The sequence below is a fragment of the Pandoraea anhela genome, from assembly GCF_902459655.1.
Lineage (GTDB): Bacteria > Pseudomonadota > Gammaproteobacteria > Burkholderiales > Burkholderiaceae > Pandoraea > Pandoraea anhela.
This window is the reverse complement of sequence record NZ_CABPSB010000027.1, coordinates 1-26,559: the sequence shown is the minus strand read 5'-3', so window position 1 is coordinate 26,559 and position 26,559 is coordinate 1. Positions and strand designations below refer to the sequence as shown.

The window sequence follows — 26,559 nt, the reverse complement described above, 5'->3', positions numbered from 1 at the left end:
AGACGTCAGAACTTCAGTCCGACGGACGGCAGACGGTCGTTTTGCGATGTGTTGTCACGTGCGCGCGGCGAGTTGTCCGGCGGCGTGGTCAACTGGTAGTTGGTGCCGAAACGGGAGTGGACGTCGATCTCCGTGGGCTTGCCGCGATCACGGTACTCGGTCACGGTGGTGCCCTGGTCGTTGACGTAATAGCTCGGCTTGCGTTCCTGATTGACGTCGACCGACTGGTTGCTGCTGGCGGCGGCACGGGCATCGGCCTCGCGTTTGGCGGCTTGAGCGGCGGTCTCCTTGCCTTCCTGGGCGAAAGCCTGACCGGCGAGCAGCAGACCGGCACCGATCAACAGGGGCAGGGCACGGGAAAAGCGCGTTTTCATCATTATTCTCCGAGGGCGGGAACGCATCTGCGACGCACAGGCGGGGCCGACGCGTCGCAGTGGCATCCAATGTGTGACCATTCTATCAAACGTGCCCCGCTTCGCATTGTGGAATCGCGTTGAATGCGCCGTGGTTGCTCGCCTGCATGACGGCGGTGGGTCCTCAGTGAACGTTCCGTGACAGCGCTGCATTCCGAAATGTCGATGCTTGAGGGGGAGCTCGGACGGCGGGATCAGGCCGTAAGTCGACGACGTGAACGAGTATTCTCATATTTCTGTGAGTTATAAGAAAATAACGAATCGGTAGTTTTCATCGATGACGCCTTCTGGCACCCTGCAACGTTGTCTCAATGGGTGGCCAGGTGCCACCCATCTGCATTCTGGAGTCCGAAAGTCATGTCGTCTTCCGCCGCATCGGCCGGTCTGAAAACCGCGCCGCCTTCCCCCTCTTCCTACAATGCGCGCCCGCTGACGGTCGCGTTGGTGCTTATCGTCATCGGTATCGCCTACCTTCAGGCGACCGTCGGGCCGAAGCAGGCTGCGCTGGCGGGCGTCGGCGCACTGCTCGGCGTCGCGCTCTATCACGCCGCGTTCGGTTTTACTTCGGCGTGGCGCGTGTTCATCGCGGATCGTCGCGGGGCAGGGTTGCGTGCGCAGATGGTGATGCTCGCCGTCGGTGTTGCCCTGTTCTTCCCGGCGCTGGCCGAAGGCACGTTGTTCGGCAACAAGGTGGTCGGCCTCGTCTCGCCGGTCGGTGTGTCGGTCGCGTTCGGGGCGTTCATCTTCGGTATCGGCATGCAGCTCGGTGGCGGTTGCGCGTCCGGCACGCTGTATACCGCAGGCGGCGGCAACACGCGCATGATCGTCGCGCTCGCGGCCTTCATCGTCGGCTCGGTCGTGGCGACGGCGCATTTGCCCTGGTGGGAGTCGCTGCCGCACATCAAACCGGTTTCGCTGGTGAAGGCATGGGGGTTGTGGCCGGCGCTCGTTGCCAATCTGGCGTTGTTCGCTGCGATCGGTGGGTTCACGTTGTGGGCGGAGAAGCGCCGGCACGGTCGCGTGGTCGGGGTGCCGATGACGCGCAGCGCCAAGGGTACGCCGGCACTGCTGCGCGGACCGTGGCCGTTGCTGTGGGGCGCCCTCGCGCTCGTGTTGCTCAACTATGCGACGCTGGCGCTGGCCGGTCGTCCGTGGGGGGTGACGTCGGCCTTCGCGTTGTGGGGCGCCAAGGCGTTCATGGCGCTGGGTGTGGATGTCGCGTCCTGGCCGTACTGGGCCAAGCAGGTCAACGTGCTCAAGGCGCCGGTCTCGCAGGACGTGACCACGGTCATGGACCTCGGCATTATTCTGGGCGCCTTGGTGGCGGCGTCGCTGGCCGGCAAGTTCGCGCCGGTGTGGAAGATTCCCGTGCGTTCGCTGATCGCGGCCGTCGTGGGCGGTTTGCTGCTCGGCTACGGTGCGCGTCTGGCATATGGCTGCAATATCGGCGCGTACTTCAGCGGCATCATCTCGGGCAGCCTGCACGGTTGGCTGTGGCTGGTGGCGGCCTTCTTCGGCAATGTGTTCGGCACGCGTCTGCGGCCGTTGTTCGGTCTGGAAGTCGAGACCACGCCGCGCGAAAGCGGCTGCTGAAGCCCGCGTGCCAAGGCGGACGCCCGCCCGTGCGCAGACAGGAACGGCGCTTGCGATCGTCTCGCAGCGCCGTTTTGCATTGAGCGACATCGAGCAACTATATCGAGCAACGACATCGAGCAACGATATCGTGCAACGACGTCGGGCATAGCGATCAGAGATAGAACATCTTCTCGCTGGTTTCCGTCTCGGGTTCGATGTGCCCGTCGTAGAACGCGAACACGGCTTTGAGGATTTCGTCCGGGTCGTCGATCACTTGCACCAGATCGAGGTCCTTCTCACTGATGAGGCCCATCGGCAGCATCGACGAGCGCACCCAGTCGAGCAACCCTTTCCAGAATTCCGACCCCACGAGAATCACCGGTACATGGCGTGATTTCTGGGTCTGGATGAGGGTGAGCACTTCGGACAGTTCATCGAGCGTGCCGAAGCCGCCGGGCATGATGACGAAGGCGTCCGAATTCTTCACGAACGTGACTTTGCGCGTGAAGAAGTGACGGAAACGCAGAGATATGTCCTGCCACTGGTTGCCTTTCTGTTCGTGCGGCAGTTCGATGTTCAGGCCGACGGTCGGCGACGCGCCGCCATGCGCGCCCTTGTTTGCCGCTTCCATGATGCCGGGACCGCCGCCGGAGATCACGGCGAAGCCGTTATCCGAAAACTTACGGGCGATGGTCATCGTCAGTTTGTAGAACGGCGATTTGGGCTTGATGCGCGCACTTCCGTAGATGCTCACGGCCGGCCGGATCTCGGACAGGTACTCGGTCGCCTCGATGAACTCTGCCATAATCGTGAACATCTGCCACGACGCGCGGGCCTTCTTGGCGGTGGCGCGCTCATGGTCTGCCAACATGCGCAGACTCGGTATCTCTTTTCTTCTCTTGGTCATATGTCGGAACAGCAAAGTCTGGAAGGTAAGACGCTCTTATTGGTCGATGGTTCGAGTTACCTCTATCGAGCCTATCACGCCCTGCCGGATTTGCGCGGCCCCAGCGGCGAACCTACGGGCGCGCTGCACGGCATCGTCAATATGCTGCGCCGCATGCGTAAGGACGTTCATGCAGAGTACAGCGCTTGCGTTTTCGATGCAAAGGGCAAGACGTTTCGCGACGACTGGTATCCCGAGTACAAGGCGAATCGTCCCGCCATGCCCGACGACCTGCGCGCCCAGATCGAACCGATTCACGAAGCGGTACGCGCGATGGGCTGGCCGTTGCTGATGATCGACGGCGTGGAAGCGGACGACGTCATCGGCACGCTCGCGAAACAGGCCGCCGAGCGCGGCATGCGGGTGGTCGTCTCGACCGGCGACAAGGATCTCGCTCAACTCGTGAACGACCGTGTGACGCTCGTCAACACGATGACGAACGAAACGCTGGATGCCGCTGCCGTCACGGCGAAGTTCGGTGTGCCGCCCGAGCGCATCGTCGACTACCTCACGCTCGTGGGCGATACCGTCGATAACGTGCCGGGCGTCGAGAAATGCGGCCCGAAGACGGCCGTCAAATGGCTCACGCAGTATGGCGATCTCGACAATCTCGTGGCGAACGCTGCCGACGTGAAGGGTGCCGTCGGCGACAATCTGCGCCGCGCGCTCGACTGGCTGCCGATGGGGCGCAAGCTCGTGACGGTGGCGCTCGACTGCGACCTCGCGCCGCAGGTCACGTCCATCGAAGCCAGTCTGCAAACGCAGCCCGAAGACGCGGAAGTCCTGCGCGATTTCTTCTCGCGTCATGGTTTCAAGACGTTGCTGCGCGAAGCCGAGGCCGCCGTGGCGACGCAAGCCGGAGAGCCGGCGCCCGCGCCTGCCGCCGACACCCTCGAGCGTCAGTACGAAGCGGTGCTGACCTGGGCGCAGTTCGATGCATGGATGAAGATCATCGAAGCCGCCGAACTCACGGCGTTCGATACCGAGACGACCTCGCTCGACGCGATGCAGGCGCAACTCGTGGGCCTGTCGTTCTCGTGCGAACCGGGGCGCGCCGCGTACATTCCGGTCGCCCACCGCGCGCCGGGAGACGTCGAGCAATTGCCGCGAGACGAAGTGCTGGCGCGCCTGAAGCACTGGCTCGAAAGCCCGGACCACAAGAAGGTCGGGCAGAACCTGAAGTACGACGCACATGTGCTGGAGAACTACGGCATTGCGTTGCATGGTATCGCTCACGATACGTTGCTCGAATCCTATGTGCTCGAATCGCATCGCAGCCATGACATGGACAGCCTGGCGTCGCGTCATCTCGGCGTGACGACGATCAAGTACGAAGACGTTTGCGGCAAGGGCGCGAAGCAGATCGGCTTCGACGAAGTGAGCGTGGAGCGAGCGACCGAATATGCGGCGGAAGACGCCGACATCACCTTGCGTCTGCATCGTGCGCTGTATCCGGATGTCGCCCGCGAAGGCACGCTCGAATTCGTCTATCGCGATATCGAATTGCCCACGGCGCGCGTGCTTCAGCGTATGGAGCGCAACGGCGTGCTGGTCGACACGGCGCGTCTGGCCGCGCAAAGCGACGAAATCGGTCGCAAGCTGATCGCGCTCGAGAGCGAGGCCTACACGCTCGCAGGACAGCAGTTCAATCTGAATTCGCCCAAGCAGATCGGCGATATTTTCTTCACACAATTGCAACTGCCCGTTGTCAAGAAGACCGCAAGCGGCGCGCCGTCGACCGACGAAGAGGTGCTCCAAAAGCTTGCCGAGGACTATCCGCTGCCGAAGGTCCTGCTGGAGTATCGCGGGCTCGCCAAGCTGAAATCGACGTACACCGACAAGCTGCCGAAGATGGTCAATCCGTCCACGGGGCGCGTGCACACGAACTATGCACAGGCGGTGGCGATCACGGGGCGTCTCGCGTCGAACGATCCGAATCTTCAGAACATTCCCGTGCGCACGGCCGAGGGCCGTCGGATTCGCGAGGCGTTCGTGGCGCCGCCGGGCAGTCAACTGGTGTCGGCCGACTATTCGCAGATCGAGTTGCGCATCATGGCGCATATCTCAGGTGACGAAAGCCTGCTGCGCGCGTTCGCCAACGGCGAGGACATTCACCGCGCGACCGCCGCAGAGATTTTCGCGGTCACGCCGCTGGAGGTGTCCTCCGAGCAGCGTCGCTACGCCAAGGTCATCAACTTCGGTCTGATTTACGGGATGAGCGCGTTCGGCCTTGCCGCAAACCTCGGTATCGAGCGTGACGCCGCCAAGCAATACATCGATCGCTACTTCATGCGTTATCCGGGCGTGGCGCGTTACATGGATGAGACACGCAAGAGCGCCAAGGCGCGTGGCTATGTCGAGACCGTGTTCGGCCGCCGCCTGTGGCTGCCGGACATCAACGGCGGCAACGGGCCTCGACGCCAGGCCGCCGAGCGCGCCGCCATCAATGCGCCGATGCAGGGCACGGCGGCGGACCTCATCAAGCTTTCCATGATTGCGGTGCAGCGCTGGCTCGACGATAGTGGCTTGCAAACGCGACAGATCATGCAGGTGCACGACGAACTCGTGCTCGAAGTTCCGGACCACGAACTGGCGGAAGTGCGCAAGCGTTTGCCGGAGCTGATGTGCGGTGTGGCGAAGCTGAAGGTGCCGCTCGTCGCAGAAGTGGGCGTCGGCGAAAATTGGGAGCAGGCGCACTGAAAGTGCAGGGCCCAAGCGTCAAGTGCGCGTAAGGATGTCTTTCTTGGCACGCTCAGGGCGGTACCACGATCGAGTTCACGCAATAACGGAAATAGGGTGTCGGGTATACCCTAAGTTCGTACTCTGCGGTATGGTGATTGCTATCGCCGGTCGCGCTGATAGCCGACCGGTCGGACGGTTTTCCAAGTACGGGGGAGTGATCGTGAGTGTGCATCGTATCGTTGTGGTCGGCGGCGGCGCCGGTGGTCTTGAACTCGTCACGCGGTTGGGTGACAAGTACGGGCGTGGCAAGGACGTTAAGGTAACGCTGGTCGACCGTTCGCTGTCGCACATCTGGAAGCCGTTGCTGCATGAGGTGGCAGCGGGTGTCATGGACACGGCAACGCATCAACTGTCCTATGTGGCGCAGGCGAACTGGCACCACTTCGAGTTCGCGACGGGCGAGATGATCGGTCTGGATCGGGCGGCTAAGACGATTCGTCTGGCGGCGGTCCCGGCGGCGGCCGACGAAGGCGAGGGCGATCTGTTGCCGGAGCGCACGCTGCCGTACGACACGCTCGTGCTCGCCATCGGCAGCACCACCAACTTCTTCGGCGTGCGCGGCGCGCAGGAAAACACCATCGCGCTCGACACCGTCGAGCAGGCGGAGCGCTTTCGTCGTCGTCTGATGGCGGCTTGCGTGCGTGCGCAAAACGCGGCCGATGCGCCGGCGCAGGGCGATTCGACGTCGGCTGCGGGGGCTCACTCGGGCGGCGCTTTGCTGTCGCCGCCGGCGGCGCAACGTCCTAAGGTGAATCTCGTCATCGTTGGGGCGGGGGCGACCGGAGTGGAGCTCTCGGCGGAGTTGCGCAATACCGCGGAAGTATTGCGCTCGTACGGATTGAAGCTCGATCCGCGCAAAGACGTGCGCATCACCATCATCGAATCGAGTCCGCGTATTCTCAAGGCGCTGCCCGAGCGCGTGTCGGGGGCGGTTGCAGGATTGCTTACCAAGCTCGACGTCGACATTCTGTGCGGCGATTCAGTAGCCGAAGTGCGTCCGAACGAGGTGACGACCACGAGCGGCAAGGTTCTGCCCGCCGATATCACCGTGTGGTCGGCCGGCATTACGGCACCCCCGGTGCTCGGCACGCTGGGGCTGTCCGTCAACCGTCTCAATCAGATCGAAGTGCTGCCGACGCTGCAAAGCAAGACCGATCCGGATATCTTCGCGTTCGGCGATTGCGCGAGCTGCGAGTGGCCGGAGCACGGCTTCGTGCCGCCGCGCGCGCAGGCAGCGCATCAGCAGGCGAGTTTTCTGGTGAAGGCGATCGATGCGCGTCTGAAGGGGCAAAACCTGCCTACGTTCACCTATCGCGACTTCGGGTCGCTCGTCTCGCTGGGCAAGTTCAGCGCGGTTGGCAATCTGATGGGCGGGTTGATCGGCGGCAGCATGTTCATCGAGGGGCTGTTCGCGCGGGTCATGTACACGTCGCTTTATCGGATGCACGTGGCGGCGCTGCACGGTGTCTGGCGCATGATGCTCGACACGGTGGCGAATCGTCTGCGTCGCTCTACGGTACCGCGCGTGAAGCTTCACTGACGCGCCGCCGTCGCCCGTCGTCGGTATTGTCGGTATTGTCGGTATTGTCGGACGGCCGGACCGCAAGGGTTTTCTGCCTTTGCGGTTCGTGCGGCGCGACGCTTGCTCGGCCGCGACCGGTCCCGTCCGCAGGTTTCCCTCCCCCCCCCCGATCCGGTTTCTCTCGCCGCACGCCGTCCTCGCTTTCCCCCTTTTCACGGCGCCTCACAAGTTTTCAGACAGTTCCGAGCGTGAAAGGGCTGCTGTCCGAGTGCACACGGCTTCCCTCTCTAGTAATATCCGAACGTCCGGCCTCGGGTCGGCGGCGCATCACACTTTTCCTTTTTGGCCGCATCCCTGACCATTCTTTCATCGACGCTTTCTCTGGAGTGCGACATGTCGCAAGCGGATCTGGATAGTCTCGTGCCCGAAGTGGCGCCGCGCAATCGCCGCGATTTTCTGAAGACCGCCGTTGGTTCGGCGTTTGCGCTGGCGGTGTTGCCGGTGGCTGCCGAAACGATCACCACGGACACGCAAGGGTTGGACGCGGGTGAGCATATGCTCGATGTGCCCGGTATCAAAATGCCGGTGTACTACGCGAAGCCCGCCGGGAAGACCCATCTGCCGACGATCGTTGTCGTCTCGGAGATCTTTGGCGTGCATCAGCATATCGCGGACATTTGCCGTCGCTTCGCGAAGCTCGGTTATCTGGCGGTCGCGCCGGAACTGTTCGCGCGCGCGGGCGATCCGCAAGCGCTGGGCACGATTGCCGAAATTCAGTCGCAGATCGTTGCGAAGACGCCGGACAAACAGGTGTTGAGCGATATCGACGCGACGGTGAAATGGGCGGTGGCGAATGGTGGTGACGAGAAGCGTCTGGGCATTACTGGCTTTTGCTGGGGTGGACGTGTCACTTGGCTGTACGACGCGCACAACCCGAACGTGAAAGCGGCGGTGGCGTGGTACGGGCGTATCGTCGGCGACAAGAGCGAGTCTTTCCCCTACAACCCGATCGACATCGCGGGCAAACTGCACGGCCCGCTGCTGGGGTTGTACGGCGGCAAGGATACGGGGATTCCGGTGGCAGGCGTGGAGCAGGCGCGCGAGGTGCTGGCAAAGGGCAACGCGGCGTCGAAGGGCTCCGAACTGAAGGTCTTCCCGAATTCCGGGCATGCTTTCTTCGCGGATTACCGGCAGAGCTACGTCGAGGCAGACGCCAAAGAGGGCTGGGCGCTGGCGCAGGATTGGTTCCGCAAGCACGGTGTGGTCTGACCGGCTTCCGCGTTGGTGGGCCGGTGGGGGCGGCGGCTCGGGGTGAGTCGATGAGCCTTTGCATCGGCCGCGCCCGCGTCCCGGAAAAGGGTCGGCGGGCCGCTGAACGACGTGGGGTCCAGTGCGTCGGCGGCGCGTGACGGCGAGCAGAGGGAACTGCCGCCCCTATGTCTCTGTGCCCGTTCGTTCCTTTGCCTCTTTGCCTCTTCGTCCCTTTGTCCCTTTGTCCCTTCGCCCCTTTGCACCTTTGCACCGCATGGGCCGACGGTTTGCCTGACGCGGTAAAAGCTGGTTAAATCGCCGGCTTGCCTGCGGGAGAATCACCATCGACGCCATCTTTCTTTTCATCGTTATCGCCACGCTGGCTTCCGGCGTATTGAGCCTGTTCGGCGCGGCGTCGTTGTCGCTCGGCCTGCTCTCGAAGCTCATCGACAAGATGGTCAGCTTCTCGGCGGGGGTGCTGCTCGGCACGGCGCTGCTGCATTTGCTGCCCGAGAGCCTGGAGTCGCACGTCGACGCTCATGTCATCACGCGCTGGTTGTTAGGCGGATTGCTGGGGTTCTTTCTGCTGGAGAAGCTCGCATTGCTGCGTCATAGCCACCATCACGAGGGAGACGGGCATCATCACGAGCATGGGCATGACGCGCACGAGGCGGGCAAGGGCGGTTGGATGATTCTGGTCGGCAGCGCGATCCATAATTTCGCCGACGGCGTGGTAATCGCGGCGGCGTTCCTCACGGATCCGCGCCTGGGGGTAGCGGCGACGGTATCGATTACGGTGCACGAAGTGGCGCACAAGCTCGGCGACTTCATGGTGTTGCTCAATGCCGGCTTCAAGCGCCGCAAGGCGCTGGTGCTCACGCTTGCCTCGAGCCTGACGGCGCTGCTGGGCGGCGTGCTCGGCTACTTCATGCTCGATCGTCTGCAAAGCCTGATTCCGTACCTGTTGGCGCTCGCTGCAAGCAGCTTTATCTACATTGCCGTGTCCGACCTGATGCCGCAGATGCAGCGTCGTACGTCGCCGCGCGATGCGCTGCCGCAGATCCTGCTGATCGCCGTGGGACTCGCGTTGGTCGTCTGGCTCAATGGTCACGATCATGAGCACGGTCATGGACATGACCGCGACAACGGCGGTAGCGCGCTTGCGCTGTCGGCGGTGGCGGCAAGCGTAGGCGAGACTTCGACGGGCGCCGACGCAAAGCGCTGACGGCCTCGGCAATTTGGGTGCTTCGGGCCTTTCGGGCCCGTTGTGTCTTTTGTGTCCTTGTGTGCTTTTTGCTCTTTGTGTCTTTTAGGTCTTTGTGCCTCTTAGGCCTTTGGGGCCCCATTGATCGTTTGGGGCCTGCTTGCAGTTCAGGCAGTTTCGGCCATACGAGATCGCGTCGCCCGAGCGCGTCTGCCGCCGCGAGTATCGATTCTCAACAAAAAAGCCGCTTCGATGACGGTCGAAGCGGCTTTTTCGTGGCCGGTCGTTGGCGACGGCTACGTGATTCGTCCCGAGGGCGACACCCGTAGCGTTGTCCTTCGACGATCGGGTTTTACGGCTGCGCGCCCGTCGCTACCGGGCGGCGTTTGTCGGCGCACCACTCGCTCCACGATCCAGGATAGAGGCTGGCGCCGTGCAGGCCGGCGACTTCCATCGCGAGCAGGTTGTGGCAGGCTGTGACGCCCGAGCCGCATTGCGAGATGACGCGTTCGGGCTGGCGGTCATGGCCAATGACCTGCACGAACGCTTCCCGAAGTGCGGCCGCGGGCTTGAAGCGTCCATCCGGCCCGAGATTGTCTTTGAAGAAGCGATTGGCCGCGCCCGGGATATGGCCGCCGATCGGATCGAGCGTTTCGTTCTCGCCGCGATAGCGGTCGGGGGCGCGCGCGTCGATGACCAGGCGCTCATGCGATGTGAGGTTGCGCTCGATCGCTGCGGCATCTGCGGTCGTCGCCAGCGGCTCTCCCGGGGTGAAGTCCCCAGGGGGCGGCTCCTCCGGCGGGGCGGCGTCCAGCTTGAAGCCTGCGGCTTCCCAGGCTTGCAGACCGCCGTCCAGCACCGCGACGGATTCATGCCCCAGCCAGCGGAGCAACCACCACAGGCGCGCTGCGTACATGCCGCCTTGCGCGTCGTAAGCCACGACCTGCTGGCCTTTGGACAAGCCGCACGCGACGAGATGACGCACGAGCGTGTCACGATCGGGGAGCGGGTGGCGGCCGTTCTTGCCGGTCGTCTTGCCGGAAAGGTCGCGTTCGAGGTGCGCGTAGAACGCGCCGAAGAGATGGCCGCCCACGTAGGCGGCTTCGCCTGCCGTCGGGTCAGCGAGATCGAATCGGCAGTCGAAGATGACCACCGGGGCGCCGCCATCGGCGGCGGTTTGCATCAGCGCGTCGAGATTTTGCGGACTGATGAGCGTGGTGAAATGCGTGTGAATCATGACGTCTCCGCAAGCGAGCGTGGGGGAATCGTTCGGCGGCGATCAGGCGGAGGGTGACGGTCGGCGAAGCGCGGTCATGCCGCTCGCCACGATGAGCAGCATGCCGATCCAGCCGGCCAGCGCAGGCCAGTCGCCCCAGACAAGCATGCTGATCAGTGTAGCGAAGATTACGCCCGAGTATTGGAGATTCGCGGTAACGAGCGTGTTGCCCAGACTGAACGCCCGGGTGAGCGCGGTTTGCGCAATGAGCGCCGCAATACCGACACCGAGCATCAGCCCGGCGCCATGCCAGGTAAGCGCATGCATTCCGTCGATCGCTACCCACGCGAGGCCCAGCAGTACACCGCCGGTCGAGAAATAGAAGACGATGCGCCAATCGGGTTCGCCCGCGCGGCCCAGTTCCTTGACCTGCATGTAAGCCACGGCCGAAAACACGCCTGAGACTACCCCGGCGACGCCGCCCCCCCAAGCCTGACTGTCGATCGTCGGCTGCAACAGCAGTGCAACGCCGACGAACCCCGCGAAAATGGCCGCGACCAGACGAAAGTCGGTGCGCAGGCTTCCGCGAATGGCGGCGGTCCCCATGACGATCAGGGAAATCCAGATCGGCGACATGTAGTTGAGCGTCATCGCCGTGGAGAGCGGCAGTTGCGTGAGGGAATAGAACCAAAGCCCGAGGGAGACCACGCCGGCCACGCTGCGTTTGATGTGCGAACCCAGATGCCGCGTGCGGACCGACTGCCCTCGCGCACGTGAAATCGCAAGCAGGACGATGACGCCGATAAGACTGCGATAGAGCACGATTTCGCCGGTGTTGTACTCGCTTGCCGCCAGTTTGATGAAGAGCCCCATCAACGTGAACATGAAGGCGGAGACCAACATCCAGAGCGATTGCATGGCGAGTTGTGGCCGATGACGGCGAGAAAGGGGGCGGGCGCAATAGCGCAAACGAACGCGTTTTATGCCGTGCGCAGATGACTGTGCGGCACAAACGCCTCGTCCACGGTCATATCGTAAGCATGGCGACGATTCTAACGAAAACGGCGGGCACATGGCCCGCCGTTCAGCGAATATTTCGGCAAATATTTAATTCAGTCTCGCCCAAACCACAACGGGGCTGATGGGCGTCTGAGGTGCGTCAGTGGGCTTCACCGGCTTCTTGAGTGAGATTGCCGGTGTCTTAGCCTCAGAAGTCGCCCATTTGACGACGCAGGAACTCGTGGAAGTGCTGCATGCCGTCTTCCATCGGGCTCTGGTAAGGCCCGACTTCGGAGACCCCGCGCTCGAACAGGGCACGGCGGCCGGCGTCCATGCGTTCGGCGATCTCGTCGTCCTCGCGCGCCGTTTCCATATACGCGGCACGCTCGGCCTCGATGAATTCGCGCTCGAAGAGCGCGATTTCCTCCGGGTAATAGAATTCGACGATGTTGGTCGTCTTCTGCGGACCGCGCGGAATCAGCCACGACACCACCAGCACATGCGGATACCACTCGATCATGAGATGCGGGTAGTACACCATCCAGATCGCGCCGAAGTCCGGCGGCACCCCTTCGCGGTAGCGCAGCAGCACGTCGTGCCACTGGCGGTAGATGGGGCTGCCCGGTTTCGCGAGGCCTTCGTGAACGCCAACGGTCTGGACGCTGTACCAGTCGCCGAACTCCCAACTGAGGTCTTCGCATGAGACGAAACTCCCCAGACCCGGATGGAACGGGACGACGTGGTAGTCCTCGAGGTACACCTCGATGAACGTCTTCCAGTTGTAGTTACACTCGTGCACTTCGACGTGATCGAACATGAAGTTCGAAAAGTCGAGATGGTGCTTCACGCCAAGCCGTGCGAGATCCTTCTGTACGTCGCGGCCTTCGGCTTCGAACAGCAGCCCATTCCAGCGTTGCAGCGGGAATTTGCCGAGGTTCAGGCAGGGCTTTTCCGGAAAATGCGGCGCGCCGAGCAGTTCGCCCTTTGTGTCGTAAGTCCAACGGTGAAGCGGACACACGATGTTGGGCGTATTCCCGCGCCCATTGAGCATGACCGCCTGTCGATGGCGGCAGACGTTGGAAAGCAGTTCGATGCCGTTATGCTCGCCCGCGCCATTGCGGACCAGCATGCGGCCTTCCTGCTCTGCCGGAAGGGCGAAATAATCGCCGGCTTCCGGGACCATCAATTCATGGCCCACGTAACGCGGGCCGTGCTTAAAAAGGACTTCACGCTCGCGGGCGAGGAGCGCCTCGTCGAAATACGTGTAGACCGGCAGTTGGCTCGAGGCCGGTTTCAGTTGCAAAGCGCTGCTTAGATTGGACATTCCCACTCCCGTCTAGCTTGAAAGCAGTGAACAACCCAACCATCGAAAAATCGATTTAGGGGAACCGACGATTATACCCGGTCTAAGCTTCCGGGGGCTGCTAAGTCCATGATTTACGTTAAATAATGTCCGAAAATTGTCAGTGCGAGCCGTTTTGAGGCAATTTACGCTCTGCGAGCTAGTGCGCTTTTGCCGTAAAATGGAACATTCGACCCGAATTTTGCGTTTATGGCCAAGACTGCAAAGTCGCAAGACGCGGCACCCGACGTGCCGCAAGACCTGCCCGAGACCTACGAGGCTGCGCTAGCCGAGCTGGAAACGCTCGTCGGGCGCATGGAGGGCGGTGATCTGGGACTGGAGGACTCGCTTGGCGCCTACCGGCGCGGCGCCGTGCTGGTGAAGTACTGCCAGGGCCTGCTCGAGAAGGTGGAGCAGCAGGTGAAGGTGCTCGAAGGCGAGACGCTCAAGCCGCTCGACGCGACGACGCGCGACGAGTTTTGAGCCGCTCGCCCCGGATTCGGCAACACGGCAAGACGACCCACGACCCACAGCGTTCCCGCGACACCGGGGCGCTTCAATAACACGCACGGCCCAAGGGGCACGTGCAGGACGAAGACGATGGCGGATCAGAATATCAAGGCCTGGATGCAGGCAGTGCAGGCCCGTGTGGAACAGGCGCTCGACGCCGCGCTGCCGCAGGCTGCCGATGGCGGCTCGGCACGCCTCAACGAATCGATGCGTTACGCCGTGCTCGGCGGCGGCAAGCGGGTGCGTCCGTTGCTGTGTTTCGCTGCGGGCGAAGTCACGCAGGCGAGCGAAGCGGCGCTCGACCGTGCCGCATGTGCCGTCGAAATGATTCATGCCTATTCGCTGGTGCACGACGATCTGCCGTGTATGGACGACGACGATCTGCGCCGCGGCAAGCCGACGGTGCACGTGCAATACGACGAAGCGACCGGGCTGCTCGCCGGCGACGGTCTGCAAACCCAGGCGTTCGCGTTGCTGGGGGAGGCCACGAGCGATCTGAGCGCCGCGCAATCGCTGGCGCTGGTGCGCGAACTGGCGCTGGCCTCGGGTGCGCTCGGCATGGCGGGTGGACAGGCGATCGATCTGGAAAGCGTCGGCATCAAGCTCACCCAGGCGCAACTGGAAAACATGCACCGTCTGAAGACCGGGGCGTTGCTGCGCGCGTCGCTGCGCATGGGCGCGATTTGTGGTCGTGCATTGTCGGACGACGAAACCGTTGCGCTCGATGCGTATGCGGCGGCCGTCGGCCTTGCTTTCCAGGTGGTGGACGACATTCTCGATGCGACGGCCGACTCGGCCACGCTGGGCAAGACGGCAGGCAAGGACGCCGCGAACGACAAGCCGACGTATGTGTCGCTCATGGGGCTCGACGGCGCCCGCGCGTACGCCGAGAAGCTGCGTGCGCACGCGCATGCCGCGAGCACTTCGCTGGGTAATGCGGAACGTCTGCGTGCGCTGGCCGATTACGTGGTCGATCGCATCAACTGATGGGTGTAGGCGGGCGGTTCGCCGCAGAAGCGGCGAAAATGCCGGCCTGCATTGCAAGATCATTCATGGTTGTCTGAACGGTCCCGGCGGCACGTCAATCATGTCAGGCGCGTCAGTTGGGCGTAAATCTGGCGTGAGTGGTGTTGGCGGGACGGTATGCAGTAGGAATTGAGCAAGGGGCAAGGAGGGTCGGCGCGATCTCCCCACAGAACGCACCGGCAGGAGATCGGGAAACGCTCACAGGGGGAGCGGCCCGGTAAGGAACGCCTATATATGGAACGACGATGTACGAACTTCTAAATACTATCGATGACCCGGCCGATCTGCGGCGTCTGGAGCGTCGTCAACTCGCGCCGCTGGCCGAGGAGCTGCGCGCTTTCGTGCTCGAGAGCGTGTCGCGTACGGGCGGCCACCTGTCGTCCAATCTCGGCACGGTCGAGCTGACGATTGCGCTGCACTACGTCTTCAACACGCCGGAAGATCGCATCGTCTGGGACGTGGGGCACCAGAGCTATCCGCACAAGATTCTGACCGGCCGTCGCGACGCGATGGGCTCGCTGCGTCAGCTTGGCGGCATCTCGGGTTTCCCGAAGCGTGACGAATCGCCTTACGACACGTTCGGCACGGCGCACTCGAGCACGTCGATTTCCGCCGCGCTCGGTATGGCGCTCGGCGCACGCACGAAGGGTGAGAACCGCTTCGGCATCGCCGTGATCGGTGACGGTTCGATGACCGCCGGTATGGCGTTCGAGGCGATGAACAATGCGGGTGTGCACGAAGACGTGCCGCTGCTCGTCATCCTGAACGACAACGACATGTCGATCTCGCCGCCGGTCGGTGCGCTCAACCGATATCTGGCCCGCCTGATGTCGGGGCGTTTCTACGCGGCGGCGAAGAAGGGCGTGGAAAAGGTGCTGAGTGTGGCCCCGCCGGTGCTGGAACTGGCGCGCAAGTTCGAAGAACATGCCAAGGGCATGGTGGTGCCGGCCACGATGTTCGAGGAGTTCGGCTTCAACTACATTGGCCCGATCGACGGTCACGACCTCGACTCGCTGATTCCGACGCTCGAAAACATCAAGAATCTGAAAGGGCCGCAATTCCTGCACGTCGTCACGCGTAAGGGATACGGCTATAAGCTCGCCGAGGCGGATCCGGTGCTGTATCACGGTCCGGGCAAGTTCAATCCGGCCGAAGGCATCAAGCCGAGCGCGAGCAGCAAGAAGACCTACACGCAGGTGTTCGGCGAGTGGCTTTGCGATATCGCCGCCGTGGACAAGCGCATCGTGGGCATCACCCCGGCCATGCGCGAGGGTTCGGGGCTCGTCGAATTCGAAAAGCGTTTCCCGGATCGCTATTACGACGTCGGCATCGCCGAACAGCACGCCGTTACGTTCGCGGGCGGTATGGCGACGGAAGGTCTGAAGCCTGTCGTTGCGATCTACTCGACGTTCCTGCAACGCGGTTACGACCAGTTGATCCACGACGTCGCGTTGCAGAATCTGCCCGTCGTCTTCGCGCTGGATCGCTCGGGCCTTGTCGGCGCCGACGGCGCCACGCACGCCGGCGCTTACGACATTCCGTTCATGCGCTGCATTCCGAACATGGTCGTGATGACCCCGTCGGATGAAAATGAGTGCCGTCAGATGCTCTACACCGGCGTGCAGATCGACGGGCCGTCGGCGGTGCGTTACCCGCGCGGTGCGGGCACGGGGGCAGCCATCGAGCAAACGATGACGGCGCTGCCGATCGGCAAGGGTGTCGTGCGTCGCGAAAGCGAAGCGCAACCGGGAAGCCGCGTCGCGATCCTGGCATTCGGCAGCATGGTTGCGCCGTCGCTGGCCGCCGCGCAGCAACTCGACGCCACCGTGGCGGACATGCGCTTCGTCAAGCCGATCGACGATGAACTGATTGCGCGTCTGGCACAGACGCACGATTATCTCGTGACGGTCGAAGAGGGCAGCATCATGGGCGGCGCAGGTTCGGCCGTGGCGGAATCCCTGTTGGCCAGTGGGGGTAATCGACCCATACTACAATTGGGCCTGCCCGATCGTTTCATCGATCATGGCGACCCGGCACTGCTTCTGTCGGGGTTGGGTCTCGACGCCGCAGGTATCGCGAAGTCGATCTGCGAGCGCTTCGATCTCCAGCCGGCAGGCGCCTCGAAGGCATCCGATCAAGTGACGACGAAGCTCGTCGCCTGAGCCGCCCGGAAGTCCTGAGTGTCTGAACGATCCGGCGCAAACGCCGGATCGTTTCGTTTGGCATACCGCATTCTGCATCCCGTGCCGGGGGCCCCCGGCACATCCCCGGTGGCACTCGCCATAGGTGCGTGAGTCGCGCAACGGGTGTGTTTTGTCCATTGCCTCCCCCCAGTCGGCTTGCCGGCAAAGAAGGAAATCAGATGAACCAGATGAACCCCGCTTTCGTTATGCCGGACGTACAGAGCAGCGTCGACACCCGGCAGATTCCGATTCAGCGCGTTGGTGTGCGCGGCGTGCGTCATCCGCTGTCGGTGCGTCTTGCCGATGGCGACGTGCAGTCCACCATCGGCTTGTTTAATCTCGACGTGCATTTGCCTGGCGATCAGAAGGGCACGCACATGTCCCGCTTCGTGGCGTTGCTCGAAGCGAATCGCGCGCCGCTGGACCTCAAGGGCTTTCGCGCCATGCTCGACAGCATGCTGGAAAAGCTCGAAGCCGAAGCCGGTCGCATCGAAGTGACATTCCCGTACTTCATCAACAAGACGGCGCCGGTGTCCGGTGTCCAAAGTCTGATGGACTATGAAGTCACGCTCACGGGCGACGTACGCAATGGCGAGACGCGCGTATGGCTCAAGGTGCTCGTGCCGGTCACGAGCCTGTGCCCGTGCTCGAAGAAGATTTCTCAGTACGGTGCGCACAATCAGCGTTCGCACATCACTATCGAGGCCGAGATCGCCAGCGACATCGCCGTCGAGGAGCTGGTGCGTATGGCTGAGGAAGAGGCGTCGTGCGAGTTGTGGGGGTTGCTCAAGCGCCCGGATGAGAAGTATGTGACCGAGCGCGCCTATGAGAATCCGAAGTTCGTGGAGGATCTGGTGCGTGACGTGGCGACGCGTCTGAACGATGACCCGCGCATCGCTGCCTACGTACTTCAGGCCGAGAACTTCGAGTCGATTCACAATCACAGTGCCTACGCAGTGATTGAGCGCGATAAGCGCGATAAGCGCCTTGCGGCGTAACAGGTTGTTGGGTTGACGGGGTTGACTCGCTGCCGGCCGGCGTCGGTCGACAACAAAAAACCGCTCCTCGGAGCGGTTTTTTTATGGGCGTCTGCCTGCTGCACGGGGAGTGCGGCAGGCGCCAGTGACGCTGAGTGAGCGCGCCTGAATCAGACGCTTCGTACGATATCGGCCAGGTCCCAGCGCGGGCGCACGGTGTAGGCGTACTCGCTATCGGCTTCGTCCGGCCAGTGCTTGAGGCGCATGGCGCCGGCGAAGGCGATCATCGCGCCGTTATCCGTGCAGAACGCGAGGTCGGGATAGTGCACGCGATAGCCGCGACGGCGTGCCGCTTCGGTCAGCCCTGCACGGAGTTGCGCATTCGCACCCACGCCGCCGGCCACCACCAGCGTCTTCATGCCGGTTTGCTTGAGCGCGGCCATCGATTTGGCGACGAGCACTTCGACGATGGCGTCGACGAACCCGCGTGCGAGATCGGCCTTTTCCTGTTCGCAGACGTTACCGCCGAGATTGCGCACTTGCGTGAGCACTGCGGTCTTCAGGCCGCTGAAGCTGAAATCGAGGTTGCCCGAATGCTTCATCGGTCGCGGCAGATCGTAACGGCCCGGTGTGCCGAAGTCGGCCAGTCGCGAAACGGCGGGGCCGCCCGGGTAGCCGAGTCCCAGGAGCTTGGCCGTCTTGTCGAAAGCTTCGCCTGCGGCATCGTCGAGCGTCTCGCCGAGCATGGCGTACTGGCCGAAGGCACGAACTTCCATCAGTTGTGTATGGCCACCCGAGACGAGCAGCGCGACGAACGGGAAGGCCGGGGCGTCCGGTGCGAGCAGCGGAGACAGCAAATGGCCTTCCAGATGGTGCACACCGACAACGGGGCGCTCGAGCGCGAATGCCAGCGCGTTGGCCACGCTCGCGCCGACGAGCAACGCGCCCGCAAGGCCGGGGCCCTGTGTGTAGGCGATGGCGTCGACGGCGCTAAGCGCCTTGCCCGCCTGGGCCAGCACTTCCTCGGCCAGCGGCAGCGCGCGACGAATGTGGTCGCGCGACGCCAGCTCGGGCACTACGCCGCCATATTCGCGGTGCATGGCAATCTGCGAATGCAGCGCATGCGAGAGCAGCCCGGCCTCGGTGTCGTAGAGGGCGAGCCCGGTTTCGTCGCAGGAGCTTTCAATGCCTAAAACCAGCATGGCGGGAGGAGAGGCGCGCAGCGTCAATAGAGATGGATAACCCGCAAGTATACCAGTCGACCCCATCGACTGCCGGTTACAATGCGCGCCATGGAAAAGTTCGATGTAGCGATCGTGGGCGCCGGTGCGGCCGGCCTGATGTGCGCGGCCGTGGCCGGGCAGTTGGGGCTGCGCGTGGTGCTCATCGATCATGCGACGCGTCTGGCGGAAAAGATCCGCATTTCGGGCGGCGGGCGCTGCAATTTCACCAATATCAACGCCGGGCCGGCGAATTACCTGTCGGAGAACCCGCGCTTCTGTCGTTCGGCGCTGGCCCGTTATACGCCCCGCGACTTTCTGGATCTGCTCAAGCGGCACCGTATTGCGTGGCACGAAAAGCATCGTGGGCAGCTCTTCTGCGACGAAAGCGCTGAAGACATCATCGAAATGCTGCGAAAGGAGTGTGCGGCAGGCCATGTGCACTGGCGTATGCCTTGCGCAGTCCATACAGTGGCACATACGAATGCGGGCGGCGCGCATCCCTATCATTTGACGACAGATGCCGGACATATCGCGGCTAAACGCCTTGTCGTCGCGACGGGCGGCCTGTCGATTCCGAAGATCGGGGCGACGGACTGGGGTTATCGCCTCGCCCGCCAGTTCGGGCTGGATATCGTCGAGCCGCGTCCGGCGCTCGTGCCGCTCATGTTCGATGCATCGACGTGGGCGCCTTTTGCCGGCTTGTCGGGTTTGTCGCTGGAAGTCGAAGTCGCCACCGGAAAAGGCCAGGACGCCGGCAGTTTTCTTGAGGATCTGTTGTTCACGCACCGCGGTCTTTCGGGGCCCGCGATCCTCCAGATCTCCAGCTACTGGACGCCGGGGCAGCCGATTACGCTGGACCTCGCGCCTTCGTCCGATATCGAGGCGGCGCTGTTCGAGGCGAAGGCGACGTCCAAACGTCAATTGAGCAATCTGCTGGCGCAATGGGTGCCGGCGCGCCTCGCGGACGCCTGGGTGGCCAACAGCGGTCTGCCGCCGCAGGCGCGCGTGCAGGAACTGCCGGATAAGGCGCTGCGTGCGCTGGCGCAGGCGTTTTCGGGCTGGACACTCAAGCCCTGTGGTTCGGAAGGGTGGCGCAAGGCGGAGGTCACGCGAGGCGGCGTCGACACCCGGGCGCTGTCGTCGGCGACGCTGGAGGCGCGCGCGCAGCCGGGCTTGCACTTCGTCGGGGAGGTTGTCGATGTCACGGGGTGGCTGGGGGGCTACAACTTCCAGTGGGCATGGGCGTCTGCCGTGGCGTGCGCGCGGGCGATGTCCGAGAGCATTCAGACGGCCAGGGCGAGCGAAGGCGCGGCTTGACGTGTTTTGGGACGATCCCCTCGCGAACGTCGGGGGGACGCAGGCGGGCATCGGTAGGCGTGAAAGGCCACGCACTGTCATAGACGGCCACTCGTGCGCTGTGCTACGCTCTCTCCTTCGTGGAGACGGCGCTATTCTGGCGGCATCAGTCGTTTCGGCGGGCGCTGAGCACGGCTTCGAGGCGCCTCCGACGTATTGTCCGGAGGATTGCGCCCGACACGTCATCGGTCGCGGGGGTCGATGCCGCTTGCGCGGTGGCGATTCGGGTCTCCGACGAGCCCGCTTGTGATCGCGTGTGTGATCGTTTCCCCAAGCGGGTTTTTGTGCTTTGTGCTCCCGCGTAATTCTGCGCCAGCTTACCGGCAGCGGCTTGGGCAGGACTCAGGCATACCGCCGCCGTCCTTTTCTTTGGGACGGCATGCACTACACTGAAACGTAATCGAATTCCGGAACCCCTGCTCATGAGTCTGAAAGAACGCATCAACGAAGACATGAAGACGGCCATGCGCGCCAAGGCCGCCGATAAACTGGGGACCATCCGTCTGCTGCTTGCCGCCATCAAACAAAAAGAAGTCGACGAGCGCATCACGCTCGATGACGCGGCCACCGTGGCCATCGTCGACAAGCTGATCAAACAACGCAAGGATTCCATCAGCCAGTTCCAGGCTGCCGGTCGGACCGATCTGGCCGACAAGGAGGCCGCGGAACTCGAAGTGCTCATGGTCTACATGCCGCAGCAGCTCTCGGCGGACGAAGTCGCGCAGGCGGTCAAGGCGGCAGTGGCCCAAACGGGGGCCGCCGGTCCGCAGGACATGGGTAAGGTGATGGGCGTGCTCAAGGGCCTACTGGCCGGTCGCGCCGACATGACCGCCGTGTCCGCGCAGGTGAAGGCGGCGTTGGCTGCGTAATCCAGTGGTGCGGTTCGTGACTGTCGCTCGCGCGACGGCCCGGCACCGCGCTGCGATGGCATCGATCCAGTGATTCCCCAGTCGTTCCTGCAGGACCTGCTCAACCGCGTCGATATTGTCGAGGTGGTGGGCCGTTACGTTCAGTTGAAGAAAGGCGGGGCGAACTTCATGGGGCTGTGCCCCTTTCATAATGAGAAGTCGCCCTCATTTACGGTAAGTCCCACCAAGCAGTTCTATCACTGCTTCGGGTGTGGCGCGCACGGCAGCGCGATCAGCTTCCTGATGGAGCATGCCGGGCTCGGATTTGTCGAAGCCGTCGAGGAATTGGCCCGAAATGTCGGGCTGGATGTGCCGCGTGAGGCGCCGATGCCGGGCGCGCCGGCACCTGCCGCGCAGCGAGCGCAAACCCTTGGGCTGGTCGACGTGATGACGCGCGCGTGCGACTACTACCGCAAGCAGTTGCGCGGCGCACCGGTGGCCATCGAGTATTTGAAGCGACGTGGGCTCACGGGGGAGATCGCCGCGCATTTCGGACTGGGCTATGCCCCCGATGCTTGGCAGAACCTCGACGCCGCGTTCGAGAATTACCGGGACGATCAATTGCTCGATGCCGGTCTTGTCATCGACAGCGAGAAGGGCGAGGCGGGCAGCACCAAGCGACGCTATGACCGTTTTCGCGACCGGATCATGTTCCCGATCCGCAATACGAAGGGGCAGGTGATCGCGTTCGGCGGACGTGTTCTCGACAAGGGCGAACCCAAGTATCTGAATTCTCCCGAAACGCCGCTTTTCAGCAAGGGCAGCGAGCTTTACGGGTTGTTCGAGGCGCGTATCGGTATTCGCGATGCGGGGTACGTGCTGGTCGTCGAAGGGTATATGGACGTGGTGGCGCTCGCGCAGCTGGGCTTTCCGCAGGCGGTCGCCACGCTGGGCACTGCCTGCACGCCGATGCATGTGCAAAAGCTGTTGCGCCAGACGGAAACGGTAGTGTTCAGTTTCGACGGCGACGCGGCCGGTCGCCGGGCGGCACGCCGTGCGCTCGAGGCCTGTTTGCCGCACGCGGACGACAACCGCAGTTTCAAGTTTCTGTTCTTGCCGAGCGAGCACGATCCGGACAGTTATGTGCGCGAGTACGGCACGCAGGCGTTCGCGGAAGAAGTCTCGCGCGCCATGCCGATGTCGCAGTTCCTGATCGGTGAAGTGATTGCGGGCAAAGAGATGCACCAGCCGGAAGGCCGCGCGCGGGCGTTGTTCGAGGCAAAGCCGTTGTTGCAACAGATGCCGGCGAACGCGTTGCGCGGTCAGATCATTCACGCGCTTGCCGAACGGGTCGGCAGTTCGGTGGAAGAAGTGGCCGAGTTGTGCGAGTTGCATATCGGTGCGGCACGCCGCCAGAACGCATGGGACAAGGCGCCGGCCAAGCGCGAGAAGCGTCGGGTCGTGGGCACCGAGCACCGGGCATTGCAGAACCTCTTGATGTTTCCGTCGTTGGGAAACGAATTGACGGAAGAAGAGACCAAGATTTTGCGGGAGATGAGTCAGCACGGCGAGATTTTCGCGGAAGTGCTGACGCTTTGCCGTGAAATGGGCGCAGAGGCCGACTTCCGCTATCTGTCGGACCGGCTGCGAATTTCGCCGAACTGGGCGAGTTTCGACGACATCGTTCGCGAAATCCTCTCGTTTGAGGAAAATGCGCGTGATCTGATGCTGTTCGACCCGGAAGACGAGGCACAGGTCGAGCGTCGTGAGGAGCAGATTGCGCTGCGACTCACCGAGTTGCGCAGCGCGATCCGGCGCCTGCATTACGACCATTTGTGCGAAGCACTGGAGACGATTTTCAAGCGGGCGTCGTTGACGTCCGATGAATTGCGCCACGCTCAGGCGCTGTCGCGCGAACGCGACGAATTGAAGCGATGGCTGGCTACGGCTGGCACAGGAGGCGCGCGAAGTTGAGGTAAGCCCGCGTGCTATAATGGAAAGTTTTCAGTGGGCTGTTTTCTGGCAAGCGAGATCGCTATGGCAAAGATGACAACGACCAGCGGAAAAAAGACGGTTATCCCTTCACCGAAGGCAAAGCGCGCGACGAGCGCGGCGGCGGCATCTGGTGGAAAGGGGGCGTCTCGATCTGCGAAAGCTGGCGTTGCAGGAAAGGCCGGTGCGGTGTCGCAAGCGACGAAGAAGACAGCCAGCCAGGTAAGTTCGGCGAAACGTACTACGCAAACCAAGGCAGCCGCCGGTGCCACGAAGGCGACCGGCAAGACGGCTGCGAAGGTGACCGATGTCACCAAGCGCAAGAGTGCGACCGCCACGACGGTGGGGGCTGCGAAGGCAGTCAGGCCGACGGTGAAGTCCGAGCCGCCCGCCAAGGTCAAAGCGACCGGGGCGGCAACGGCCACGAAGGCGACGGCAGGCGGGAAACCGCAGGCCCGACAACCCGCTGAAAAAAGCGCGAAGAGCGCAACCACCGCCAAGGCTTCGAGCCTGGCGGGCCGCAGTACACCTGCGACGAAAGCCCCACGCAAGACCGGGGCTTCCAGCAAACCGGAGGCAGTGGTGGAGGTTACGCCGGCAGCAGTTGAGCCGGTCGTCCCAAAAGCACGCGGCAGAGCCGCGAAGACCACGGCCCCGGTGGAGCAGAACGTCGCAGCGAATACTAATGATCAACCCGTGAACGAAGATCAGACCAAAGTGGAAAAGCAGAAGGCGCGTGATCGCCGGGCAAAAGAGAAAGCACTGCTCAAGGACGCATTTTCCTCGCACCAGCCCGGAACGGCCGAGGAACTTGAGGAACGTCGCGGCAAGCTGCGGACACTGATCAAGCTGGGCAAGGAACGAGGCTTCCTGACCTTTGCAGAGATCAACGACCACCTTCCTGACGACGTGGTGGAAGGCGACGCGCTCGAAGGCGTGATCGCAACGTTTAACGACATGGGCGTTGCCGTCTATGAGCAGGCGCCCGATGCCGAGACGCTGCTGCTCAACGACAATGCGCCGAACGCTGCAACGGACGACGAAGTCGAAGAGCAGGCGGAAGCGGCGCTGTCGACGGTCGACTCCGAGTTCGGCCGCACGACCGATCCGGTGCGTATGTACATGCGCGAGATGGGGACGGTCGAACTGCTCACGCGCGAAGGGGAAATCGAGATCGCGAAGCGCATCGAAGAAGGCCTGAAGCACATGGTGCAGGCCATCTCCGCATGCCCGACGACGATCGCCGAGATCCTGGCAATGGCCGAAAAGGTCGAGCGCGAAGAAATGCGCATCGACGAAGTGGTCGACGGCCTGATCGATCCGAACGCGGAAGCCAACGCGGCAGCCGCCGCCTCCGATGACGAAGACTTCGACGCCGATGCGGACGAAGACGAGGAAGAAGAGGAAGAGGAAGACGGCGACGACGAGGAAGACGGCGGCGGCAGCGGCGGCGGCGCTTCGGCGGCGCAGGTCGAGCAGCTCAAGCGCGATTCGCTCGCCAAGTTCGCCGTGATCGCCGACTGGTTCGGCAAGAGGCGTCGTGCGTTCGAGAAGGAAGGCTATCAGTCCAAGCCGTACGTGAAGGCTGGCGAAGCGATCCAGACCGAGCTGATGACGATCCGCTTCACGGCGCGTACCGTCGAGCGTCTGTGCGACACGCTGCGCTCGCAAGTGGATGAAGTGCGCAACATCGAGCGCGCCATCCTGAACATCGTGGTCGACAAGTGCGGCATGCCGCGCGCCGATTTCGTGTCGCGTTTCCCCGGCAACGAAACCAATCTCGACTGGATCTACACCGTTGTCGCCGACAGCAAGGCATACAGCTCGGTGGTCGAGCGTAACGTGCCGGCCGTGCAGGAATTGCAGCAAAAGCTGATCGACCTGCAAGCGCGTGTGGTGCTGCCGCTCGCAGAGCTCAAGGATGTCAATCGCAAGATGTCGGAAGGCGAGCGCCGTGCCCGCAAGGCCAAGCGCGAGATGACCGAAGCGAACTTGCGTCTGGTGATTTCGATCGCGAAAAAGTACACGAACCGTGGCCTGCAGTTCCTGGATCTGATTCAGGAAGGCAACATCGGCCTGATGAAGGCGGTGGACAAGTTCGAATACCGTCGTGGTTACAAGTTCTCGACGTATGCGACGTGGTGGATCCGTCAGGCCATCACGCGTTCGATCGCGGACCAGGCGCGTACCATCCGTATTCCGGTGCACATGATCGAAACGATCAACAAGATGAACCGGATCTCGCGTCAGATTCTGCAGGAAACCGGTGTCGAGCCGGATCCGGCGACGCTGGCCGAGAAGATGGAAATGCCCGAGGACAAGATCCGCAAGATCATGAAGATCGCGAAGGAACCGATCTCCATGGAAACGCCGATCGGTGACGACGACGATTCGCATTTGGGCGATTTCATTGAAGATACCGGTACGGTAGCCCCTGCGGACGCCGCATTGCATGGTAGTATGCGCGACGTCGTGAAGGACGTGCTCGACTCGCTGACGCCGCGTGAAGCCAAGGTGCTGCGTATGCGTTTCGGTATCGAGATGAGCACGGACCACACGCTCGAGGAAGTGGGCAAGCAGTTCGACGTGACGCGTGAGCGTATTCGTCAGATTGAAGCCAAGGCGCTGCGCAAGCTGCGTCACCCGAGCCGTTCCGACAAGCTCAAGTCGTTCCTCGAAGGCAATTGATTGCTGCTGAGCGAGCGCCGGTAGTTGAGGGCCGTTAGCTCAGCGGTTAGAGCAGGGGACTCATAATCCCTTGGTCGCTGGTTCGAACCCAGCACGGCCTACCAAAGAAGTAAGAAAGCCCCTGACGGTGACGTCAGGGGCTTTTTGTTTTGTAATCAATGGTTTGTGTTCGTAGTTTGCGCGCTTCTTTTGAGTGGAGATGTGTTGGTCGTATCGCTGCACGCAGGACCGTATCCGTAAATATTGCCTCGTCGGTACAGTTTCGGTACAGTAGGCGCAGTCAGTCACAGACGTGCTCACTTATGGCAACCATCGTCAAAACGGAATCCGGAACCTGGAAGGCCGTCATTAGGAAGCGGGGATTTCCAACGACCATCAAGACTTTTCGCCTAAAGCGGGACGCTGATGATTGGGCTCGTCGTACCGAAGACGAAATGGTGCGGGGAATGTTTGTGCAACGAGCTCCGTCTGTGTATTGACCCAGTGAAAACCTGCTCAAGTCATAATCGAGGAAAAGACGATGAGCAAGGCGATGGAAGAAGACAT

At 62.5% G+C, this 26,559-nt stretch carries 20 protein-coding genes, 1 tRNA gene and 1 pseudogene; 15 read left to right on the top strand and 7 right to left on the bottom strand.

What is annotated here, in order from left to right:
- Positions 1-5: 5 nt before the first annotated feature.
- A complete protein-coding gene (locus PAN31108_RS24085; RefSeq protein WP_246184127.1) occupies positions 6-374 on the bottom strand; it encodes a hypothetical protein in 369 nt (122 codons plus the stop codon).
- Positions 375-770: 396 nt separating this feature from the next.
- Here PAN31108_RS24085 and PAN31108_RS24080 point away from each other — a divergent pair, with 396 nt between their 5' ends.
- The gene (locus tag PAN31108_RS24080) at positions 771-2,006 is read left to right on the top strand and encodes a YeeE/YedE family protein (RefSeq protein WP_150671286.1); all 1,236 of its coding nucleotides are present in this window, start codon (positions 771-773) and stop codon (positions 2,004-2,006) included.
- Between the two features lie 154 nt (positions 2,007-2,160).
- Here PAN31108_RS24080 and PAN31108_RS24075 read toward each other — a convergent pair whose 3' ends face one another.
- Positions 2,161-2,895, bottom strand: a complete 735-nt coding sequence (locus PAN31108_RS24075; RefSeq protein WP_046292526.1) for an LOG family protein — start codon at positions 2,893-2,895, stop codon at positions 2,161-2,163.
- On the opposite strand from PAN31108_RS24075, the gene polA reads away from it, so the two are divergent.
- The 4 genes from polA (at position 2,896) to PAN31108_RS24055 (ending at position 9,674) form a co-directional block, all read left to right on the top strand.
- Positions 2,896-5,634 carry a DNA polymerase I gene (gene polA, locus PAN31108_RS24070; protein ID WP_150671285.1) on the top strand — a complete coding sequence of 913 codons (2,739 nt, stop codon included), beginning with the start codon at positions 2,896-2,898 and terminating at the stop codon, positions 5,632-5,634. It begins immediately after the preceding gene.
- A 208-nt stretch (positions 5,635-5,842) separates the two neighbouring features.
- The gene (locus PAN31108_RS24065; RefSeq protein WP_150671305.1) at positions 5,843-7,216 is read left to right on the top strand and encodes an NAD(P)/FAD-dependent oxidoreductase; all 1,374 of its coding nucleotides are present in this window, start codon (positions 5,843-5,845) and stop codon (positions 7,214-7,216) included.
- 375 nt (positions 7,217-7,591) lie between these two features.
- Complete coding sequence (locus tag PAN31108_RS24060) at positions 7,592-8,467, top strand: dienelactone hydrolase family protein (protein ID WP_150671284.1); 876 nt, start codon at positions 7,592-7,594, stop codon at positions 8,465-8,467.
- 325 nt (positions 8,468-8,792) lie between these two features.
- The gene (locus tag PAN31108_RS24055) at positions 8,793-9,674 is read left to right on the top strand and encodes a ZIP family metal transporter (RefSeq protein WP_370819723.1); all 882 of its coding nucleotides are present in this window, start codon (positions 8,793-8,795) and stop codon (positions 9,672-9,674) included.
- Positions 9,675-10,005: 331 nt separating this feature from the next.
- Here PAN31108_RS24055 and PAN31108_RS24050 read toward each other — a convergent pair whose 3' ends face one another.
- From PAN31108_RS24050 to PAN31108_RS24040, 3 genes are all read right to left on the bottom strand, one after another.
- Positions 10,006-10,890 carry a sulfurtransferase gene (locus PAN31108_RS24050; protein ID WP_150671282.1) on the bottom strand — a complete coding sequence of 295 codons (885 nt, stop codon included), beginning with the start codon at positions 10,888-10,890 and terminating at the stop codon, positions 10,006-10,008.
- 42 nt (positions 10,891-10,932) lie between these two features.
- Positions 10,933-11,787, bottom strand: coding sequence for a DMT family transporter (locus PAN31108_RS24045; protein WP_150671281.1), 855 nt, complete (start codon positions 11,785-11,787; stop codon positions 10,933-10,935).
- Between the two features lie 289 nt (positions 11,788-12,076).
- Complete coding sequence (locus PAN31108_RS24040) at positions 12,077-13,192, bottom strand: aromatic ring-hydroxylating oxygenase subunit alpha (RefSeq protein ID WP_150671280.1); 1,116 nt, start codon at positions 13,190-13,192, stop codon at positions 12,077-12,079.
- A 228-nt stretch (positions 13,193-13,420) separates the two neighbouring features.
- On the opposite strand from PAN31108_RS24040, the gene PAN31108_RS24035 reads away from it, so the two are divergent.
- The 4 genes from PAN31108_RS24035 to folE2 all read left to right on the top strand — a co-directional run bounded on the left by PAN31108_RS24035 (position 13,421) and on the right by folE2 (position 17,927).
- Positions 13,421-13,693 (top strand): exodeoxyribonuclease VII small subunit, encoded by a 273-nt coding sequence (locus tag PAN31108_RS24035; RefSeq protein WP_150671279.1) that lies wholly within the window; start codon positions 13,421-13,423, stop codon positions 13,691-13,693.
- 117 nt (positions 13,694-13,810) lie between these two features.
- Positions 13,811-14,707 carry a polyprenyl synthetase family protein gene (locus PAN31108_RS24030; protein ID WP_150671278.1) on the top strand — a complete coding sequence of 299 codons (897 nt, stop codon included), beginning with the start codon at positions 13,811-13,813 and terminating at the stop codon, positions 14,705-14,707.
- 284 nt (positions 14,708-14,991) lie between these two features.
- Positions 14,992-16,908 carry a 1-deoxy-D-xylulose-5-phosphate synthase gene (dxs, locus tag PAN31108_RS24025; protein WP_150671277.1) on the top strand — a complete coding sequence of 639 codons (1,917 nt, stop codon included), beginning with the start codon at positions 14,992-14,994 and terminating at the stop codon, positions 16,906-16,908.
- Between the two features lie 200 nt (positions 16,909-17,108).
- Positions 17,109-17,927: a GTP cyclohydrolase FolE2 gene (gene folE2 / locus PAN31108_RS24020; protein WP_150671276.1), complete on the top strand. Its 819-nt coding sequence runs from the start codon at positions 17,109-17,111 to the stop codon at positions 17,925-17,927.
- 149 nt (positions 17,928-18,076) lie between these two features.
- On the opposite strand, the gene tsaD is transcribed toward folE2, so the two are convergent.
- Complete coding sequence (gene tsaD, locus PAN31108_RS24015; RefSeq protein ID WP_150671275.1) at positions 18,077-19,108, bottom strand: tRNA (adenosine(37)-N6)-threonylcarbamoyltransferase complex transferase subunit TsaD; 1,032 nt, start codon at positions 19,106-19,108, stop codon at positions 18,077-18,079.
- A gap of 90 nt (positions 19,109-19,198) precedes the next feature.
- On the opposite strand from tsaD, the gene PAN31108_RS24010 reads away from it, so the two are divergent.
- From PAN31108_RS24010 to dnaG, 3 genes are all read left to right on the top strand, one after another.
- Positions 19,199-20,446, top strand: a complete 1,248-nt coding sequence (locus PAN31108_RS24010; protein ID WP_150671274.1) for a BaiN/RdsA family NAD(P)/FAD-dependent oxidoreductase — start codon at positions 19,199-19,201, stop codon at positions 20,444-20,446.
- 461 nt (positions 20,447-20,907) lie between these two features.
- On the top strand, positions 20,908-21,354 hold the full coding sequence (locus PAN31108_RS24005) for a GatB/YqeY domain-containing protein (RefSeq protein WP_150671273.1): 447 nt from the start codon (positions 20,908-20,910) through the stop codon (positions 21,352-21,354).
- A 69-nt stretch (positions 21,355-21,423) separates the two neighbouring features.
- Positions 21,424-23,307 (top strand): DNA primase, encoded by a 1,884-nt coding sequence (gene dnaG / locus PAN31108_RS24000; RefSeq protein WP_150671272.1) that lies wholly within the window; start codon positions 21,424-21,426, stop codon positions 23,305-23,307.
- A gap of 14 nt (positions 23,308-23,321) precedes the next feature.
- Here dnaG and PAN31108_RS27300 read toward each other — a convergent pair whose 3' ends face one another.
- Positions 23,322-23,894 (bottom strand): hypothetical protein, encoded by a 573-nt coding sequence (locus PAN31108_RS27300; protein WP_174995129.1) that lies wholly within the window; start codon positions 23,892-23,894, stop codon positions 23,322-23,324.
- A 13-nt stretch (positions 23,895-23,907) separates the two neighbouring features.
- Between PAN31108_RS27300 and rpoD the strand changes: the two genes are divergently transcribed.
- The 3 genes and pseudogenes from rpoD to PAN31108_RS26915 all read left to right on the top strand — a co-directional run.
- Positions 23,908-26,013, top strand: a complete 2,106-nt coding sequence (gene rpoD / locus PAN31108_RS23995) for an RNA polymerase sigma factor RpoD (protein ID WP_174995128.1) — start codon at positions 23,908-23,910, stop codon at positions 26,011-26,013.
- 28 nt (positions 26,014-26,041) lie between these two features.
- Positions 26,042-26,117, top strand: a tRNA-Ile gene (locus PAN31108_RS23990).
- 198 nt (positions 26,118-26,315) lie between these two features.
- Positions 26,316-26,483: pseudogene (locus tag PAN31108_RS26915) on the top strand (site-specific integrase); the annotation flags it as partial.
- Positions 26,484-26,559: the final 76 nt, after the last annotated feature.

Bases quoted from the DNA above. Each gene is read 5' to 3' on its own strand.
- PAN31108_RS24085 (WP_246184127.1), bottom strand. From the start codon at position 374: ATGAAAACGCGCTTTTCCCGTGCCCTGCCCCTGTTGATCGGTGCCGGT.
- PAN31108_RS24080 (WP_150671286.1), top strand. From the start codon at position 771: ATGTCGTCTTCCGCCGCATCGGCCGGTCTGAAAACCGCGCCGCCTTCC.
- PAN31108_RS24075 (WP_046292526.1), bottom strand. From the start codon at position 2,895: ATGACCAAGAGAAGAAAAGAGATACCGAGTCTGCGCATGTTGGCAGAC.
- polA (WP_150671285.1), top strand. From the start codon at position 2,896: ATGTCGGAACAGCAAAGTCTGGAAGGTAAGACGCTCTTATTGGTCGAT.
- PAN31108_RS24060 (WP_150671284.1), top strand. From the start codon at position 7,592: ATGTCGCAAGCGGATCTGGATAGTCTCGTGCCCGAAGTGGCGCCGCGC.
- PAN31108_RS24050 (WP_150671282.1), bottom strand. From the start codon at position 10,890: ATGATTCACACGCATTTCACCACGCTCATCAGTCCGCAAAATCTCGAC.
- PAN31108_RS24045 (WP_150671281.1), bottom strand. From the start codon at position 11,787: ATGCAATCGCTCTGGATGTTGGTCTCCGCCTTCATGTTCACGTTGATG.
- PAN31108_RS24040 (WP_150671280.1), bottom strand. From the start codon at position 13,192: ATGTCCAATCTAAGCAGCGCTTTGCAACTGAAACCGGCCTCGAGCCAA.
- PAN31108_RS24035 (WP_150671279.1), top strand. From the start codon at position 13,421: ATGGCCAAGACTGCAAAGTCGCAAGACGCGGCACCCGACGTGCCGCAA.
- PAN31108_RS24030 (WP_150671278.1), top strand. From the start codon at position 13,811: ATGGCGGATCAGAATATCAAGGCCTGGATGCAGGCAGTGCAGGCCCGT.
- dxs (WP_150671277.1), top strand. From the start codon at position 14,992: ATGTACGAACTTCTAAATACTATCGATGACCCGGCCGATCTGCGGCGT.
- folE2 (WP_150671276.1), top strand. From the start codon at position 17,109: ATGAACCAGATGAACCCCGCTTTCGTTATGCCGGACGTACAGAGCAGC.
- tsaD (WP_150671275.1), bottom strand. From the start codon at position 19,108: ATGCTGGTTTTAGGCATTGAAAGCTCCTGCGACGAAACCGGGCTCGCC.
- PAN31108_RS24010 (WP_150671274.1), top strand. From the start codon at position 19,199: ATGGAAAAGTTCGATGTAGCGATCGTGGGCGCCGGTGCGGCCGGCCTG.
- PAN31108_RS24005 (WP_150671273.1), top strand. From the start codon at position 20,908: ATGAGTCTGAAAGAACGCATCAACGAAGACATGAAGACGGCCATGCGC.